General features: G+C 68.9%; 15 protein-coding genes, 1 pseudogene and 1 other annotated feature. Of the genes and pseudogenes, 10 read left to right on the forward strand and 6 right to left on the reverse strand.

Annotation, left to right across the window (positions count from 1 at the left end; translation table 11 throughout):
• The first annotated feature begins 2 nt into the window (after positions 1 to 2).
• On the forward strand, positions 3 to 155 hold the full coding sequence (locus IEV86_RS17300; RefSeq protein WP_438820996.1) for an IS3 family transposase: 153 nt from the start codon (positions 3 to 5) through the stop codon (positions 153 to 155).
• A gap of 119 nt (positions 156 to 274) precedes the next feature.
• Here IEV86_RS17300 and IEV86_RS17305 read toward each other — a convergent pair whose 3' ends face one another.
• Both IEV86_RS17305 and IEV86_RS18045 read right to left on the reverse strand, forming a co-directional pair.
• Complete coding sequence (locus IEV86_RS17305; protein WP_152605687.1) at positions 275 to 1,687, reverse strand: M23 family metallopeptidase; 1,413 nt, start codon at positions 1,685 to 1,687, stop codon at positions 275 to 277.
• Positions 1,688 to 1,856: 169 nt separating this feature from the next.
• Positions 1,857 to 2,357 carry a hypothetical protein gene (locus IEV86_RS18045; protein WP_229734720.1) on the reverse strand — a complete coding sequence of 167 codons (501 nt, stop codon included), beginning with the start codon at positions 2,355 to 2,357 and terminating at the stop codon, positions 1,857 to 1,859.
• Positions 2,067 to 2,183: a sequence feature (AL1L pseudoknot), on the forward strand. (Overlaps the previous gene by 117 nt.)
• Between IEV86_RS18045 and IEV86_RS18260 the strand changes: the two genes are divergently transcribed.
• Complete coding sequence (locus IEV86_RS18260) at positions 2,265 to 2,918, forward strand: IS3 family transposase (protein ID WP_369009113.1); 654 nt, start codon at positions 2,265 to 2,267, stop codon at positions 2,916 to 2,918. The two genes, IEV86_RS18045 and IEV86_RS18260, sit on opposite strands and share 93 nt — an antisense overlap.
• A 77-nt stretch (positions 2,919 to 2,995) precedes the next feature.
• Positions 2,996 to 3,280, forward strand: coding sequence for a flagellar basal body-associated FliL family protein (locus IEV86_RS18265; protein WP_369009114.1), 285 nt, complete (start codon positions 2,996 to 2,998; stop codon positions 3,278 to 3,280).
• A 1,072-nt stretch (positions 3,281 to 4,352) separates the two neighbouring features.
• Here the strand turns inward: IEV86_RS18265 and IEV86_RS17320 are convergent.
• Positions 4,353 to 4,982: a DUF305 domain-containing protein gene (locus tag IEV86_RS17320; protein ID WP_043607665.1), complete on the reverse strand. Its 630-nt coding sequence runs from the start codon at positions 4,980 to 4,982 to the stop codon at positions 4,353 to 4,355.
• A gap of 369 nt (positions 4,983 to 5,351) precedes the next feature.
• On the opposite strand from IEV86_RS17320, the gene IEV86_RS17325 reads away from it, so the two are divergent.
• The 5 genes from IEV86_RS17325 (at position 5,352) to IEV86_RS17345 (ending at position 8,860) form a co-directional block, all read left to right on the forward strand.
• Positions 5,352 to 5,609, forward strand: coding sequence for a hypothetical protein (locus tag IEV86_RS17325; RefSeq protein ID WP_229734721.1), 258 nt, complete (start codon positions 5,352 to 5,354; stop codon positions 5,607 to 5,609).
• Positions 5,606 to 5,854, forward strand: coding sequence for a hypothetical protein (locus IEV86_RS17330; RefSeq protein WP_152605688.1), 249 nt, complete (start codon positions 5,606 to 5,608; stop codon positions 5,852 to 5,854). Before IEV86_RS17325 ends, IEV86_RS17330 begins: the two co-directional genes overlap by 4 nt.
• Entirely contained in the window at positions 5,835 to 7,445 is a 1,611-nt protein-coding gene (lnt, locus tag IEV86_RS17335) for an apolipoprotein N-acyltransferase (RefSeq protein ID WP_268235246.1), read from the forward strand. Before IEV86_RS17330 ends, lnt begins: the two co-directional genes overlap by 20 nt.
• Before the next feature lie 333 nt (positions 7,446 to 7,778).
• Complete coding sequence (locus IEV86_RS17340) at positions 7,779 to 8,177, forward strand: four-helix bundle copper-binding protein (RefSeq protein ID WP_081978803.1); 399 nt, start codon at positions 7,779 to 7,781, stop codon at positions 8,175 to 8,177.
• A gap of 77 nt (positions 8,178 to 8,254) precedes the next feature.
• Positions 8,255 to 8,860, forward strand: coding sequence for a DUF305 domain-containing protein (locus IEV86_RS17345; protein ID WP_202595179.1), 606 nt, complete (start codon positions 8,255 to 8,257; stop codon positions 8,858 to 8,860).
• Between the two features lie 230 nt (positions 8,861 to 9,090).
• Here the strand turns inward: IEV86_RS17345 and IEV86_RS17350 are convergent, their stop codons facing one another.
• The 3 genes from IEV86_RS17350 to IEV86_RS17360 are packed head-to-tail and all read right to left on the reverse strand — an operon-like array spanning position 9,091 to position 11,442.
• The gene (locus tag IEV86_RS17350; protein ID WP_043607670.1) at positions 9,091 to 9,984 is read right to left on the reverse strand and encodes a F510_1955 family glycosylhydrolase; all 894 of its coding nucleotides are present in this window, start codon (positions 9,982 to 9,984) and stop codon (positions 9,091 to 9,093) included.
• 49 nt (positions 9,985 to 10,033) lie between these two features.
• A complete protein-coding gene (locus IEV86_RS17355; protein ID WP_043607671.1) occupies positions 10,034 to 10,804 on the reverse strand; it encodes a cytochrome c biogenesis CcdA family protein in 771 nt (256 codons plus the stop codon).
• Complete coding sequence (locus IEV86_RS17360; protein WP_081978799.1) at positions 10,801 to 11,442, reverse strand: TlpA family protein disulfide reductase; 642 nt, start codon at positions 11,440 to 11,442, stop codon at positions 10,801 to 10,803. The genes IEV86_RS17355 and IEV86_RS17360 overlap by 4 nt, the downstream gene beginning before the upstream one ends.
• A gap of 735 nt (positions 11,443 to 12,177) precedes the next feature.
• Here IEV86_RS17360 and IEV86_RS17365 point away from each other — a divergent pair.
• Positions 12,178 to 14,958, forward strand: a complete 2,781-nt coding sequence (locus tag IEV86_RS17365; RefSeq protein ID WP_043607673.1) for a heavy metal translocating P-type ATPase — start codon at positions 12,178 to 12,180, stop codon at positions 14,956 to 14,958.
• A 72-nt stretch (positions 14,959 to 15,030) separates the two neighbouring features.
• Positions 15,031 to 15,198 (forward strand): annotated as a pseudogene (locus IEV86_RS17370) (metal-sensitive transcriptional regulator); the annotation flags it as partial.
• Between the last annotated feature and the right edge of the window lie 100 nt (positions 15,199 to 15,298).

Here is a 15,298-nt window from a genome sequence, read left to right on the forward strand (position 1 = left end):
TCCTGGACCGCCAGCGCTGGCGCACCCGGTTGGAGCTGGCGAACGCGATCTTCGAGTACCTCGAGATCTTCCACAACCGCCAGCGCCGGCACTCCGCACTGGGCTGGCTCACGCCCCTAGAGTTCGAGACGAGACAACCGATCACCGTGGCCTAGCGTCCAGCAACCCGGCTCCACGGAACCCGGGACACACCAAGAGCCTTCACTGAACCCGGGGCGGTTCAGTCGCGTCCGCTGGGGATCTCCTCACAGCCGGACGTGCGGGCCGAGACGTATCACAGCAGGGTCTGAGGATCCACAGTTCGCCCGTCGACGTAGGCCTCGAAGTGCAGGTGGCACGCCGTGGAGGTGCCTGTGGTCCCGGAATAGCCGATGATCTCGCCCCGGCGCACCGACTCTCCGGTGGCCACCGCGAACCGCGACAGGTGGTTGTAACTGGTCAGCACCAAGCTGCCGGCCAGGACCCCGTGATTGAGCATCACCTGGTTGCCGAAACCCCCGACGGACTTGGCCCACTGCACCGTGCCGCTCTCTGCGGCGATGATCGGTGTGCCGCAGTAGGCACGGAAGTCCGTTCCCGTGTGCAGTTTGCGATACCCGTACACCGGGTGGATGCGCCACCCGTAGGGGGAGGTGATCACGGGGTTGTTCATTGGGCTCGGCGAGCCCAGCAACCCAGTGCGGCCCGTAGCGGGCGGCGTCCCCGGCGCGCTAGGGCCGGTCGACGGTGACACGGGTGCCGCGGGGCTGGCAGGGGCCCGGTCTTCGCGCGCGGCTTGGTCTCGTGCCGCTTGCGCCCGGGCCGCCTCAGCTCGATCGGCGGCGACTACTGCGTCGATCTGAACCTGCAGGGCCGAGCGTTGAGTCTCGTACTGCGCGCGTTGGCGCAGGTGGTCCTCACGGCGTCGCTCGATCACCTCCACCCGGCTCTGCTGCGCGCCAACCAGCGCCTCCAGGTCGCTGCGGCGGCGTTCAGCGTCACGGCGGGCAGCTTCGGCGTCGAAGGTGCGCCGCTCAAGGTCGACCTTGAGGCGTGTGATCTCCTCCTGCACGGCGGTCAGTCGGTCCTGGCGGCGCTGGTTAGCGGCAGTCACCTGGCTGAGCTCGCGGAGGTCGGCGGCCTGCACCCGTCCGACTAGGGACAACAGCTGGGTGGCGTCCTCGAACTGCCCGCGGTCCCCGGCCCGCAGAACAAGCGCCAGTGCCCGGGCCGTGGTATCGCCCTTGTAGGCCTCGCGTGCGGTGCGCCCCAGAGAGGTGCGCAGGTCTACGACGCGTGCGGTGTCGGTCCGGATCTGCCGGCTGAGCAAACCCTGCTGGTCCTCGGCAACCCGCAGCCGGTCGAGCACTGCTGCGAGTTGACGTTGCATGTCCTGGTGCTCGAGCTGGGCACGACGCTCCGCATCGCGGGCTAGCGGCAGCTCGGCCTTCAGCTCCTGCAGCTCCGCGAAAGCGGTGACGACCTCCGCGTCCGTGTCCTCGAGCAGTTCATCAACGTCGACGAGGGCTTCTTCGACGGAGCGCTGCTGCTCCCGCAACGGGCTCGCGGAATCGGCGCTGTCACCTGCCGCCTGAGCCGGTTCGCCACTTGCTGCCAGGGGTCCGGCAGCGGCGACTGCCACTGCGGCCACGAGGGCCCATGCGCGCCGTGCCGCCCGCCGGCGGATGATCCTCGTCGCAGTGTTCACAGCGATACGTTGAACGACCAATCAGGTAAGAATGATCGAGGTCGAATGATGAATCGATCAACGTTGACGCCCAGGCCCGCGGGTGCCGGTGCCGCCGACGGGAATGCGCAAGTACCCGATAAGCTCCGGAAGCGTGCGACGCGGATGGCGCGTGGAGGCCCGCCGTGAATCAGCCACGCGGCCGGGAGCGCTGGCCCGGGTCGCCCAGCAGTTGGGGATCAACACCGAGACCATGCGCGAACTCGGTCACCCAGGCCGAGCTCGACACCGACGACCGGCCAGGGTGGAGCAGCGAGGACGCGCGCCGATCGCCGATCGCCGAGCCGGAGCGGGAGAACCGAGAGCTCCGGCGGGCGAACGAGATCCTGCGGACGGCGTCGGCGTCTTTCGCCGCGGCGGGGCTCGACCGCTGACGGAAGTGATCGTCGGTTACATCGACCAGCACAAGGACCGTCTTGGGGTCGAGCCGCTCTGCGAGGTCCTGCAGGTCGCCCGGAGCACCTTCTATGCCGCCAAGGCCCGCCCGCCGTCGGCGAGGTCTGTCCGTGACGCCGCGACGACCACGCTGATCCGGAAGGTGCACACAGAAGAACTCCGCATCTGCGGGATCGACAGGATCCATGCCGCGCTGATCCGTCAGGGCCACCGGGTCGCGCGTCGTACGGTACACAGGCTGATGTGCGCGGCAGGGCCGCGCGGGATCACCCACGCCAAGGGTCCGCGCACGACAGTTCCCGGCGCTCGGCCGGACACACCCCGCCGAGCACGAGACCAACCACTACCGGCACCACCCCGCCCTGAATACCGTCGACGCGTCACTCCGAGCCTCCACTGGATCGATCACGAGACACGGGTGCGGAACTCGGTCGGGTACGGCATTCGCACGTCCAGACCTTCGCCCTCGAGAAGCCCAACTACCGGCCCTTCACCGGTAAGCGAACCGTGGGGCAGGTCAAGGTGTCACCTATCCGTGCAACAGGCCCCATGGGCTTCATCGAACCTTCATCGGGAAGTGCTGGTGGTAACGCGGCCCCGGCCGATCTCTCCCGGTACACGGCGGCACCGCGCCGCCGGCCGAAGGGGCACACACCAATGGAGCAACGGATCATTGCAGAAAAGCCGAAGATCGGGGCGCGGCCCCCGCACACCGAAGGTGCCGCCGAGCAGTCCCGACCCTCGGCCGCGCCCACCGGCCCCCGCAGGCGGAGGATACTCGCCCTCGCCCTGGTGATCACCCTCACCGGGGGCACCGGGTACTGGTTCGTGGCACGCCCCGCACTGTCTTCGACCACCGAGGAGGCGCCTCCGATGCCCGGCGAGATCCTCCCCGTCGAGCCGATCAACCTGAACCTCGCGGACGGCCGCTACCTCCGCCTGGGCTTCGCCCTGCAACTGACCGCCGAGGTGGAAGAGGACCTGGAGCCAGCGAGGGCGTTGGACATCGCCATCGACGTGTTCTCTGGGCGCACGCTTGAGGAGGTCACCAGCCCTGAAGGCAGACAGGTGCTCAAGGATCTGCTGGCGGCTCGCGTGCAAGAGTCCTACGACGGCCAGGTGATGAGCCTCTACATCACCGAGTTCGTCACTCAGTAGCCTCGGCAGGTCGACCCCGGAGCGGCTTCCGGTCACCTCCGGCGGTCGGTGGGTGACCACGCGCTCGTCGCCGTCCGAGTTCGCTATCGCCTTGGCCGCCAACCATGAGCTTGACGGCCTAGTACTCGTGAGGCTAGCGGCGCGGTGGATGCGGCACAGTCGCCGGACGCGCCGGGCGCGTTCGCCGTGATTGCTTCGACCCGGCTGGGGTCGGAGGTGTGCCGTCGGAGCCCGGCAGGCCACGGACGACGGGGTCGGCGACGCACACTGAGGCAGTAGTTCTTCCATCCGCCCGAGGAGGTCCCTGTGCCGCGTTCGGGGATCGCGAACGCGGTCGCGCACACCGGTGCCCAGGTCGGTTGCGGTAGTGGTAGCGGTAGCGGTAGCGCGCGCAGCGTGCGGCCGGTACGCAGGCGAGCCACCGTCCCGATGCAGACCACCGCGGGCCTGCACGTAGAGGATGCAGCTCCTCACCGTTCGCGTCGAGGGTGTCCCCGTGCCCGTCGGGGCATCGCACCTTGAGGCTGGCAGCAACCATCACCTGTCAGCAGCACGGTCGCGAGGCCCGCGCCCTCAGCGACGGGCAGGCTGTTGCGCCGAGCGACGACCAGCGCGCCTGCGACACCGCACAGGAATCCGCCGCGACAGGTGAACTCGGTGCCGGCGAAATCGTGGGCGGTGATGTCAGGCAGCTGCTCGGCGATGCAGTAGACCTTCGCGGAGGTGAAACCGACGAGCGTCGCCCACAGCCCCGGGGCCGTGGGCGTCGTCCTTGCCGAAGCCGCGGCGTTCGAAGGCGCGACCCAAGAGCAGCGCGCCCACGACCGCGGCGAACGCCTTGCAGAGACCGTAGGTCTGGATCTCTATCTAGAGGGCGGGGAGAGGACAGGCCGCACGGTAGAGTCGCCGCCGGTGGGGTCCGTCCGTGCCACTCCCGTGCGGGTCCCTTGCTGCGGACACCTCCAGCGTTCCTCTGCCCGATGAAGGATCACCGGACAGGTTGATCAAGCCTCGATGACGAACAGTGCGCATCGGAGCGCCGAGCAGCAGAGGGCCGCACCCAAGGGACCATTCACAGAGCCCGCAGCAGGTTCCCCATCTCTGTGCTCTCCGCCATCTGAGCGTCGATGATCGAACCGGAGAGGCGGAGCGCTTCAAGGTCCTCGCCCTCCCCTCGGTAATTTTCGGCCATCTCGATGGCACCGCGGTGATGCTCGATCATCAACTCGAGGAACCGGCGGTCGAAGTCGCTGCCCGACAGCCCGGAGAGCTCGGCCATCACCGTCTCCTGATCCATCGTGTCCATCTGCATCGCACCGTCGTCCATACCGCCCATGTCCATTTCGCCCGGCAGCTCCTGACCCCATGCACCGAGCCAACCCGTGAGCATGTCGATCTCCGGGCCTCGCGCGGCGGCGATGCGATGGCCGAGGGAACGGACTTCGTCGGAGTCCGCATTCTCGATCGCGAGCTCAGCCATCTCGATCGCACCCTCGTGGTGCACGATCATCATCTCGGCGAACTCGGTATCGGCGCCGTTGAAGGCCTCGGCGGTCACGGCGTCCTGAGCTCCAGGCGCCGGGGACGGCGCCGTCGGTGCGCCCTCATCCACCGTTGCGGTGCCACATGCCGCCAGCGTCAGGGTCAACAGGGAGGCAGCGGTCGCGGTGGCAGCACGGGGTACGCGGCGTGCGTACGTCATCGATGTTGGGCTCCTCGTGTCAGCGGCGGGACGGTGATCCCTCGGTGATGATCTCGAACGGGCCGGGATGGTCTCCAGCCTGCCTCACGCACAACCGCGATCCCGACGACGGACGATGAAGGTTCGATGAAGGCGCCGTGGGGTAGAGACCATGCACACCAGCACCGCCGAAGTCGCGCGCGGGGCCGACTGGTAGGCCGACGTCCTTGATGCTTGGGAGTCGGTTTGAGCACGGTGAAGGGTTGTTCGCCCGGAAGCTGACGAGGCACCCACCTTCGACCTTCAGCAAGTCTTCACGGGACAGGTGCGGGTTCTTGATCCGAGTCGGCGAGGCTGACCGCAGGTGCCAACCCGGCGCCTCGAGACCAGGTGGAGACGGCGATGGGTCCTTGGTGCGGTCAGATGGGCGCCGGCGGGTGGCTGTCCATGATTGCTTTCTGGGTCGTGGTCGTCGTGGCCGTCGTATGGGGTGTCAGTCGTCTTTTCCCGGCACCGCCTGCGACGGACGCACGCTCGATCCTGGACGCGCGCCTTGCCGCCGGCGAGATCGATCCGGCGACCTACCGGGCGGTCCGGGAGGAGCTCGCGGCGCAGGCCGCGGCAACAACATCGGGAGGAAGACCATGAAGGGCCATTCAAAGCACATGCTCATCGGGGGAGGCGTCATCTTCGCCGCACTCCTGATCGCGGGCGTCGACGTGGGAAACGCGGGCGTGTGGGCGCTTCTACTGGTCTGCCCCCTCATGATGGTCGGCATGATGTGGATGATGAGCCGCGGTCACGCGGGCCACGGCGGTCACGGTGATACGCAGGGCCGGCCGGACACCGACGTGAGGGACCGCGACGGGGCCCTTGAGCACCAGCAGCACTGAGCGGCGTCGCGCCTGGCCGGTACCCCCGGTCGCTCCGAGCCGCCCGTGGCGGGCCCTCCCGCCATGGGCGGCTCCGTGCACAGCGGCTCTGGGCGGCCTGGTCACCGAGACCGCGTTCCCGAGCAAGTCCTGGTGGCCCATGGCGTACGTGGGCATGGCGCTGCTGGTCCTCGCCCTGCGGCGCAACTCGATCCCGCGCGGCTTCATCGCTGCTGCGGCGTTCGGACTCGGGTTCTTCCTGCCCCACCTGTGGTGGGCCGACGCGGCCGTGGGAGCTCCCATCGGGTGGATCGCCCTTGCCGCCCTGCAGTCGACCGCCGTGGGGCTCTTCGGTGCGGCATGGGTCGCGGTGCGCCGTACGCGGTTCGTGGCCCGGCATGACTTGGCGCAGGTCGCCGTCGTGGCGATCCTGTGGACAGCGGTCGAGCAGCTGCGAGGGCGGGTGCCGTTCGGGGGCTTCCCCTGGGGACTGCTGGCGTTCTCCCAGACCGATGCTCCGTTGATGCCGCTCGCGGCGGTCGGTGGCACGACCGTGGTCAGCGCGGTCACTGCCGCGATCGGCGCGCTCCTCGCCGTCGGTGTGACGCGATGGATGGGCCGCGCCCCGGCCGGTCGGATCGCGATCCCACTGCTGACCGCCGTCGTCCTCACGTTCGCCCCGTCACTCCTGCCAACGCCCACCACGGCGCAGTCCGGGACCCTGGTCGTGGGCGCGGTCCAAGGTAACGTCCCCACTCGCGGCGCCGACGCGGCCTCCCAGGCACGGGCGGTGGCCGCGAACCACGTGGGGGGCACCCGCGCGCTGCTGCGGGACGCCGCCGTGGGAGCCCTGGACCTCGTCGTGTGGCCGGAGAGCGCCTCGGACGTCGACCCTCGCACGGACGACGAGCTCGCGAGCGCCATCGACGGGGTCGCCCGCGACGCGGGTGTCCCCATCCTGCTCGGCACCCAGCGGTTCGCCGACAGCGTCCGGTACAACGACTATCTCGTGTGGACACCTGGCTCCCGTGGCGCTGACGCGTACAGCAAGCAACGGCCCGTGCCGTTCGGGGAGTACATCCCCTACCGGGACTTCTTCCGACGCCTCTCACCCGATGTCGACCGGGTCGGGACCGACATGGCCGCCGGGGGTGAGACGGGTGTGCTCGACGTGCCGATCACCGCGCTCGGTCGGCCGGTCAGGATCGCCACGGCGATCTGCTTCGAGGTCGCATACGGGGACCTCATCCGCGAGTCCGTCGTCGCCGGCGGCGAGCTCATCATCATCCCGACCAACAACGCCTCCTTCGGTCTGACGCAGGAGTCGACCCAGCAACTGGCGATGTCGCGTTTCCGCGCCGTGGAGCATGGTCGGGCGACCGTCCAGGTCTCGACCGTGGGCGTCAGCGCCGTGATCGCGCCGGATGGGGCGGTTCTCGATCGCACGGCGTTGTTCACCAGCGACCAGATGGTCGAGGAAGTTCCCCTCCGCACGACCCTCACCCTGGCGGACCTCCTTGGTGCCTGGCCAGGCCGGATCATCGACACCCTCGCCCTGATGCTTCTGGGCACCACCGTGTTCCGCCGGTTTCGCGAGCGAGGCGGGCGGTAACGTCCAGCCGGTCGGCCCTGGGTGTCGCGTCCCCTGCTGTCTGGACGCTACTTGTGGTGCGCCTCGTGCGCCGGTGAGTCCACCGTCACGGGTCGCCCATCCGCGCCACGGGTCAGAGGTCTGACGATGAACGACGAGATGAGGAAAGGCGTCGCGGACGCGAGCAACACCGGGCCGGGGGCCACGCTGCGGAACAGCGGACCCCGCGGTCACTTCATCGAACCTTCATCGGAACAAGGTCTCCTCGGCGTGCGGCCCGCCGAGCGCGTACATAGCGTCGAAGAACCCTCTGCGGCATCACGTCCGCCGCCCGACCAATGCGAGGAGCACATGATGAAGACGACCGAGATGATCGACACCTACCCTGCCGAGATCAATCTGGACCGCCGGCTCCTGGCGCGCGTGGTCGACGCGCTCGTAGAGTGCTCACAGGCATGCACCGCCTGCGCGGACGCGTGCCTGAGCGAGGAAATGGTCGCCGATCTGCGCAAGTGCATCCGCACGAACCTGGACTGCGCGGACAGCTGCGGGGCCACCGCGCGCATCCTGTCCCGGCACACCGGTTATGACGCGATCCTCACCCGTGCTCACCTGGAGGCCTGTATCGCCGCCTGCCGCGCATGCGGGGACGAGTGCTCCCAGCATGCAGGCATGCATGAGCACTGCCGCGTCTGTGCAGACGTGTGCCGCGCCTGCGAGGCAGCCTGCACCGATCTGCTGAACGCACTCTGAGCGCACGCGGCGGGGGCGCGCGCCCGGTGGCGCGTGCGCCGCGTGGCCGGCTCAGATCACAACAAAGGACGGGATTCATGCACACGGACGAGGACGGACAGGTCGAGCAGAACCAGCAGCAGGAAGCGCACGAACAGCAGCGCCACACGCGGTTGATGTACCTGCGATTCGCGGCGATGATCCTCACCGGGATGGTCGTCATGTACGCCACGATGTATGTCGGCACCTACCAGTGGGACCACGTGCGCTGGAGTGAGTCCCGGCTCTTCATGGCGCTGACCATGGGTGGGGCCATGGGCCTGGTGATGTTCGCCTGGATGCTGAACATGTACAAGAGCACCAAGGCGAACGTCGCGGTCGTCGTCGCGAGCGTCCTGCTGCTGGGTGCCGGCGTGATCCTGGACCGCAGCCAGGTCACGGTCCAGGACCAGTCGTGGATGAGCGCGATGATCCCGCACCACTCCCTGGCGATCACGCGCTCCGAGCGGGCGCAGATCGATGACGTGCGGGTGTGCGAGCTCGCGGTGGAGATCAGCGAGGCGCAGCGCCGCGAGATCGACGAGATGGACTGGCTGATCCAGGACATCGAGCGCAACGGTCCGGCGACCACGGCGGAGCAAGCCGAGGCGCGTCAGGTCCCGGAGTTCCCTGCCTCGGCCGAGCGCACCTGCCCAACCGACTAGAACCCCAGGGGTCTGGGTCCTGCTGGATCGCGGCCAACGCCAGTCCGAGCACCGGAGAGCAGGGCGAGGCTGCTCGAGATCAGACGACCGATAGCCTCAACGACCATGTGTACGGCCGTCGGGTCAGTGGCTGCACGTGCTCCGCCGCGGCCGAGCCTGGTCGGGGCCGTGGCTGTGGCCGCCCTTGCCAGCGTCCTGGTCCTCGTTGTGGGAGTCCTCGTCGGCTCCACTCACCGGTCCTGCTCGCCGTCGGTGAACGTCGTTCCGCTGTCGATGGATCGTCGTAGGCCGCGTTCGGTGACGACGAGGATCTCGAGCTCACCCTCGGGCCGGGTGCGGGCGGTGACGGCTTGGGGTGCCTGTTCGACGCTGCCGCGCAGTTCCCAGGTTGCCGCCGCGTCGGTGCTGAGGAAGACGCCGCCGTCGGGTGCGACCCCGACGACCGTCTGGTCGTCGGTGAAGAACGCGAGCTGCAGCAGGGGCGCATCGGTGTCGACGTCCCAGGTGGTGCCGGCGTCGGTGGAGCGTGCGGGACCGGACTGGCTCGTGACGAGCAGGGTTGTTCCGTCCGGTGAGGCTGCCAGGGCGAAAGTGGCGACCTGGGGTTCCAGGGTGGTCCAGGCTTGCCCGTCTGCGGTGCTCAGCACCGCGGTCCCGTCGAAGCCGGTCACCCCAGCGGTGGATGCGGTGAGCGTGTGGAAGTCGGTCTGTCCTTCGCGGGAGAGAGTCGACCACGTCTGGCCGGCATCGGTGGACTCGATCAGCCCGACGGGGTTGGCCATGTCCACGCCGGGACCGGGGTGGCCTGAGGCATAGAAGTGGTCAGGGCCGGCGGAGGTGAAGCCCATCAGGTCGATGACGGGGCCGACGCGGACCGGGCCGGTCTCGTCGTAGCGGAACAGGCCGTCGTGAGTTGCCAGGTAGACCTTGTCGTCGGCGGGGTTGAAGGCGACGCCGTGGACGTGGTCGCTGGGAAGACCTTCGCCCGCCGTGGTCTGTGCCGGGCTGCCGGTCTGGTTGGTCCCGGTGTGCGTGGTTGCTGAGCAGCTCGTCAGGACCAGTCCCAGTACAGCGGTGGACAGGGTCACGCGGGCGGGGCGGCGGGTCGTCGTGGTGGGCGGCATGGCAGTGGGTGATCCGTTTCGTTCGGCAGGGCTTCGTGATCCGTAGTGGTCAGATGACGGTGACGAATCCTCCGATGAATCCTTGGAGGCTCTGGGTCCAGGTGGTCCACAGCCCGGTCATCAGGGCGAGGCCGATGAGGACCAGCATCGCTCCACCGGTGCGCATGATCGCGACCCGGTGCTCGCGCAGGATGGTCACTGCCTTCGTGGAGCGGTGTGCGCCGAGGGCGATCAGCAGGAACGGGACCCTGAGCCCGGTGGCGTAGGCGCCGGCCAGGAACGCACCCCGTGAGGCGCTGGCCTCGTTCAGCGACAGAGACAGGACGGTCGCCAGGGTCGGTCCGATGCAGGGCGCCCAGCCCAGCCCGAAGACGATGCCGAGCAGGGGTGCGCCGAGCAGGCCCCGGCGGGGGGCGAGGTGCATGCGCCGCTCGCGCTGCAGCCCGGGGATCCAGCCCAGGAAGGACAGGCCCATCAGCACCACGACGGCGCCCATCACGGGCATGATCACGGCCATCCATGGTCGGACCGCGACGCCCAGGGCACCGAAGGCGACCCCGAGCAGCACGAACACTGCGGAGAACCCCAGGACGAACAGGCCCACCCCTGTCAGCAGGACCGCCTTGGACCGTTCCCCTGTGGACGCACCGGTCATCCCGGAGACGAACGCGAAGTACCCGGGTAGCAGCGGGATGACACACGGTGAGGCGAAGGAGACCATCCCGGCGAGAATCGCCACGGGGACCGCCAGGAGCATCGGCCCGGCGAACGCGGTCTCCTGGAAGGCGCGGGCCAGGTCCTCCCAGAATCCAGCGGTCACGCGCTCTCCACCAGCACTGCGTCGATGAGCTCGCGCAGGGTGCTCGGGTCCAGGCGGCCGATGATGCGCGACATCACCCGGCCCTGCCGGTCCAGGACCACCGTGGTCGGAACGGCCTCGACCGGAACACGGCCCTGTAGGGCGGCGATCGCGGTCCCGTCCGTGTCGGCGATGCTCGGGTAGGGGATCTCGAAGTTCCGTTCGAACGGCTGCGCGGCGCCGGCGTCGTCGGTCCCGTTCAGACCGACGAAGTGGACCCCCTGGGCGGCGTAGTCCTGCGCGGCGGCGACCAGGTCCGGGGACTCCACACGGCACGATGGGCATGCCGCGTACCAGGTGTTGATCACCACGACGTCACCGACCCACGTGCCAGTGTCCACGTCGGCGCTGGCGAAGTCCTCGCCCACCAGGCGCACCGGTTCACCCCGCTCTTCTGCCTCCCAGGTGGCGACGGTGCCATCACCAGAGACGTACCCCGCCTCCCCGCCGTCCTCGGTCCACCCACCGGTGACCGCCGGGGAGCGACCCGTGAGCACGACCGCGGAGATGGTGAGCCCTGCGAGCACGACAACGACATCCCTGGCGCGGGTGACCCGGGGCTGCGCAACAGAGGGCGGTGCATTCCGGACGGCGAGCATGCCAGCAGTGTCCAATGCCAGTTCCGTGTTGAGCAGTGCTGTCCATGAGGGCGCAGCACATCGCCAGGGGTGGTGGCGAGGACCGGCCCGCCGTCACGCGCAGTGTTGGACGAAGGGGGGAACCGCGCTCTGTCCGTCCACGGCGGCCGGTGGCTGAACGCGCCGGTGGGGCCAGCGGCCGATTCCTCGCCGCCGTGCTGCAACGCGAGGTCGCCCCCCCGCGAGGCCCACGGCGGCGAAGGGCGCGTCCGCGCCGCCCGGTCCCCGGTCGCAAGGCGCCGGAGGACTTCGACTATGACCACGCCCGCGGGCTCAGCGTGAGCAGATCGCCTACCTGGGCACCCTGGACTTCATCGCCGCGATCCCCGGCGCCAGGTATGGGGACAGCGACCCGATGTCTTCATCGGACCTTCATCCGTTCGTCGTGCATCCAACACATGGGGAGCGTTACCTCGATGACATACCCACCCGGGGTATTGGAGGTCGTGCTGTGAGACGGAAGAGCTACAGGGTGTGGGGCCTGACGTGCAGTGCCTGCCTGGCCCTGTTGATGGAGCGGGTTCGTGCATTGGCCGGCGTGCGGTCGGTCGGGGTCGAGCTGGTCGTCGGTGGGGCGTCGCGCCTGGTTGTCCTCGCCGGCTCGACCCCTCAGCGGCGGGCCGTGCAGGCAGCGGTCGAGGACGCCGGGTTCTCCTTGACCGCTCCGGATTCGACCGTGTCTGCGGAGGTGTCGAGATGAGTGGTTCCGAGCTGTCAGTTGTTCTTGGTGGCGTGGTCCTCACGGGGTTGTTCTGGTGGTACTTCTTCGGTCCGAAGGAGTCTCGTCGCGCCGACGTCGCCGACGGGTTGCAGCAGGCCGTGGTCACCGTGCGTGGGGGCTACAGTCCTGACCTCGTCGAGGTCGTGGCCGGGGTTCCGGTGCGCCTGGTGTTCGACCGGCAGGAGACCGGTGACTGCTCGTCCCGAGTGGTGTTCCCAGAGTTCAAGATCAATCAGAGTCTGCCCGCGAACGCCACGACCGCCGTGGAGTTCACGCCCACCGTGCCGGGGGAGTACGGCTTCGCGTGTGGGATGAACATGCTGCATGGCCGGGTGCGGGTCGTGGAAGGCGCGTCTGGGCAGTCGACCGCTGGTGGTGCGGTTGCGCTCGGTGAGCGCCCGACCGGCCACGGAGACGCCCTCGACGGCGGCACCACCGCGCCCCGTCCGGCCGGAGATGAGTCGGCGCGCCCGGCCGGGCCGTTGTCCGGTGGGACCGACGACGGGGACGCTGAGGAGCGGGAGCGGGCCGCGGAGATCGCGGACCTGCGACGACGGGTGGTTCTGGGAACGGTACTGACGCTGCCCGTTCTGACCGCGGTCATGGCGATGGAGCTCTTCGCTGCCAGGTGGGTTCCCGAGGTTCTGTTGAACCCGTGGATGCAGCTGGTGCTCATTGCCCCGGTCATGCTCTACACCGGGTGGCCGATTCACAGGACCGGTTGGCTGGCGCTGTCGCACCGCACCGCGGACATGAACTCTCTGATCACCCTTGGCACGATCGCGGCCTTCGGCTACAGCCTGGCGGTGACGTTCACCCCTGGTCTGCTGCCGGAGGAGACCCAGGAGGTGTACTACGAGGCGGTCGGGGTCATCATCACGCTGATCCTGCTGGGTCGGTTGCTGGAGACCAGGGCCAAGGCCGGCACCGGGGAGGCGATCCGCACCCTGATCGGCCTGCAGCCGCACACCGCGCGAGTGATCCGCGAGGGCGAGGAGCTCGAGGTGCCGATCGACGAGGTTCTCGTCGGTGACGTGGTGGTCGTCCGACCTGGGGAAAAGCTGCCCGTGGACGGGGAGGTGGTGCAGGGGGCCTCCGCGGTCGACGAGTCCATGGTGACCGGTGAGCCGATCGCGGTGACCAAGGGCCCAGGTGACCCTGTCATCGGGGCCACCATCAACCAGACCGGGTCGTTCCGGTACACCGCCACGAGGGTCGGTGCGGACACGATGCTGGCGCAGATCATCCAGCTCGTGCGGCAGGCGCAGGGCTCCAAGGCACCGATCCAGCGCCTGGTGGACCGGGTGTCCAGCTACTTCGTCCCGGCGGTCATCGGCATTGCGATCTGGACGCTCGTGATCTGGGCGTTGGTGGGCCCACCGCCAGCCTCGATCTTCGCACTCGTTGCGGCCGTGTCGGTGCTCATCATCGCCTGCCCCTGTGCCCTGGGGCTGGCCACACCGCTGTCGATCACCGTCGGCACCGGCAAGGGCGCCACAGCGGGCATCCTTATCCGCTCGGCCGAGGCCCTGGAGGCCGCCCACAAGCTCGACACCGTCGTGCTGGACAAGACCGGCACGATCACAAAGGGAACCCCGGCGCTGACCGACGTGCTGCCCGCAGACGGGTTGACCGACGTCGAGCTTCTCGCCCTGGTCGCGGCGGTCGAGAGCTCCTCCGAGCACCCCTTGGCCGCGGCGATCGTGGCCGGCGCGCGCAACAGCGGGATCCAGCTGCCGGAGGCCAGCGCCTTCGGCTCCGTGACCGGTCAAGGCGTGCGCGCCGTGGTCCAGGGCCGTGAGGTTCTCGTCGGGAACCGGCGCCTGCTGGACAGCGTCGGCGTCGCTACCCAAACCCGCGACGCCGACCGGCTCGCCGCCGACGGCAAGACGGCGATGTTCGTGGTCGTCGACGGGCGGTTCGCCGGCGTGATGAGCGTGGCCGACACCCTCAAGGAGGGCTCGGCGGCCGCCATCGCAGCGCTGCAGAGGCGCGGCATCGACGTGATCATGATGACCGGGGACAACCGGGCCACCGCCGCGGCGATCGCCCGTCAGGTCGGCATCGGACGCGTCGTGGCCGAGGTCATGCCGGAGCACAAGGTGGCCGAGGTCAAGCGGCTCCAGACTGAGGGCCGTGTGGTCGGGATGGTCGGGGACGGCATCAACGATGCGCCAGCCCTCGCCCAGGCCGATGTCGGATCGGCGATCGGGACCGGCACCGACGTGGCCATCGAGTCCTCAGACATCACCCTGATCTCCGGGGCGCTCTCCGGGTTGGTCACGGCGGTGGACCTCTCGCGTGCCACCATGCGCAACATCCGGCAGAACCTGGTCTTCGCGTTCATGTACAACGCGATCGGCATCCCGATCGCCGCAGGAGTGCTGTACCCCGCGTTCGGCTGGATGCTCAGCCCGATCATCGCCGCGGCCGCTATGGCCTTGTCCTCGCTGTCCGTGGTCGCCAACGCCAACCGCCTGCGCACCTTCACCCCACGGCCCCTGCCCGAGGTCGTCCAGGTCGCCGCCACCGACCCGGTGGTGGAGATAGGGCACGGCGATCACGACGGAACGGAGTACGCGATGTCCGACAAGGCCCACGAGGTCACCGACCCCGTCTGCGGGATGAGGATCGACCCCGCCTCAGCAGCCGGCAACACCCAGCACGAGGGGCAGGCCTACCACTTCTGCTCCGACCACTGCGCGGACAGCTTCCGCGCTGACCCCACCCGCTTCGCCACCGCGGTGGCTCCCTAGCTAGGTCGAGACCCGGGGTGCCACCAAATCTGACAGCAGTGGCGCCCCGGGGACCTTCGGCAGGAGGGTCTGATGACTGACACCGACTCCAAGCAGGACCTGCTCATCCGGTTGCGTCGCATCGAGGGTCAGGTCCGGGGCATCGCCCGCATGGTCGAGGAGGACAAGTACTGCATCGACGTCCTCACCCAGGTTTCGGCAGCGTCCCGGGCGCTGCAATCCGTGGCTCTGGGCTTGCTCGGGGGGGTCTGCTGCACGAGTAGGTGACAGTCGGTCTCAGGCGGCGAGTGCGACCTGAGTGGTCATGATGGTCTCGAACTCCACGGGTGTGAGGCGACCG

It is taken from the genome of Cellulomonas carbonis, from assembly GCF_014636275.1.
GTDB classification, from domain to species: Bacteria; Actinomycetota; Actinomycetes; order Actinomycetales; family Cellulomonadaceae; genus Actinotalea; species Actinotalea carbonis.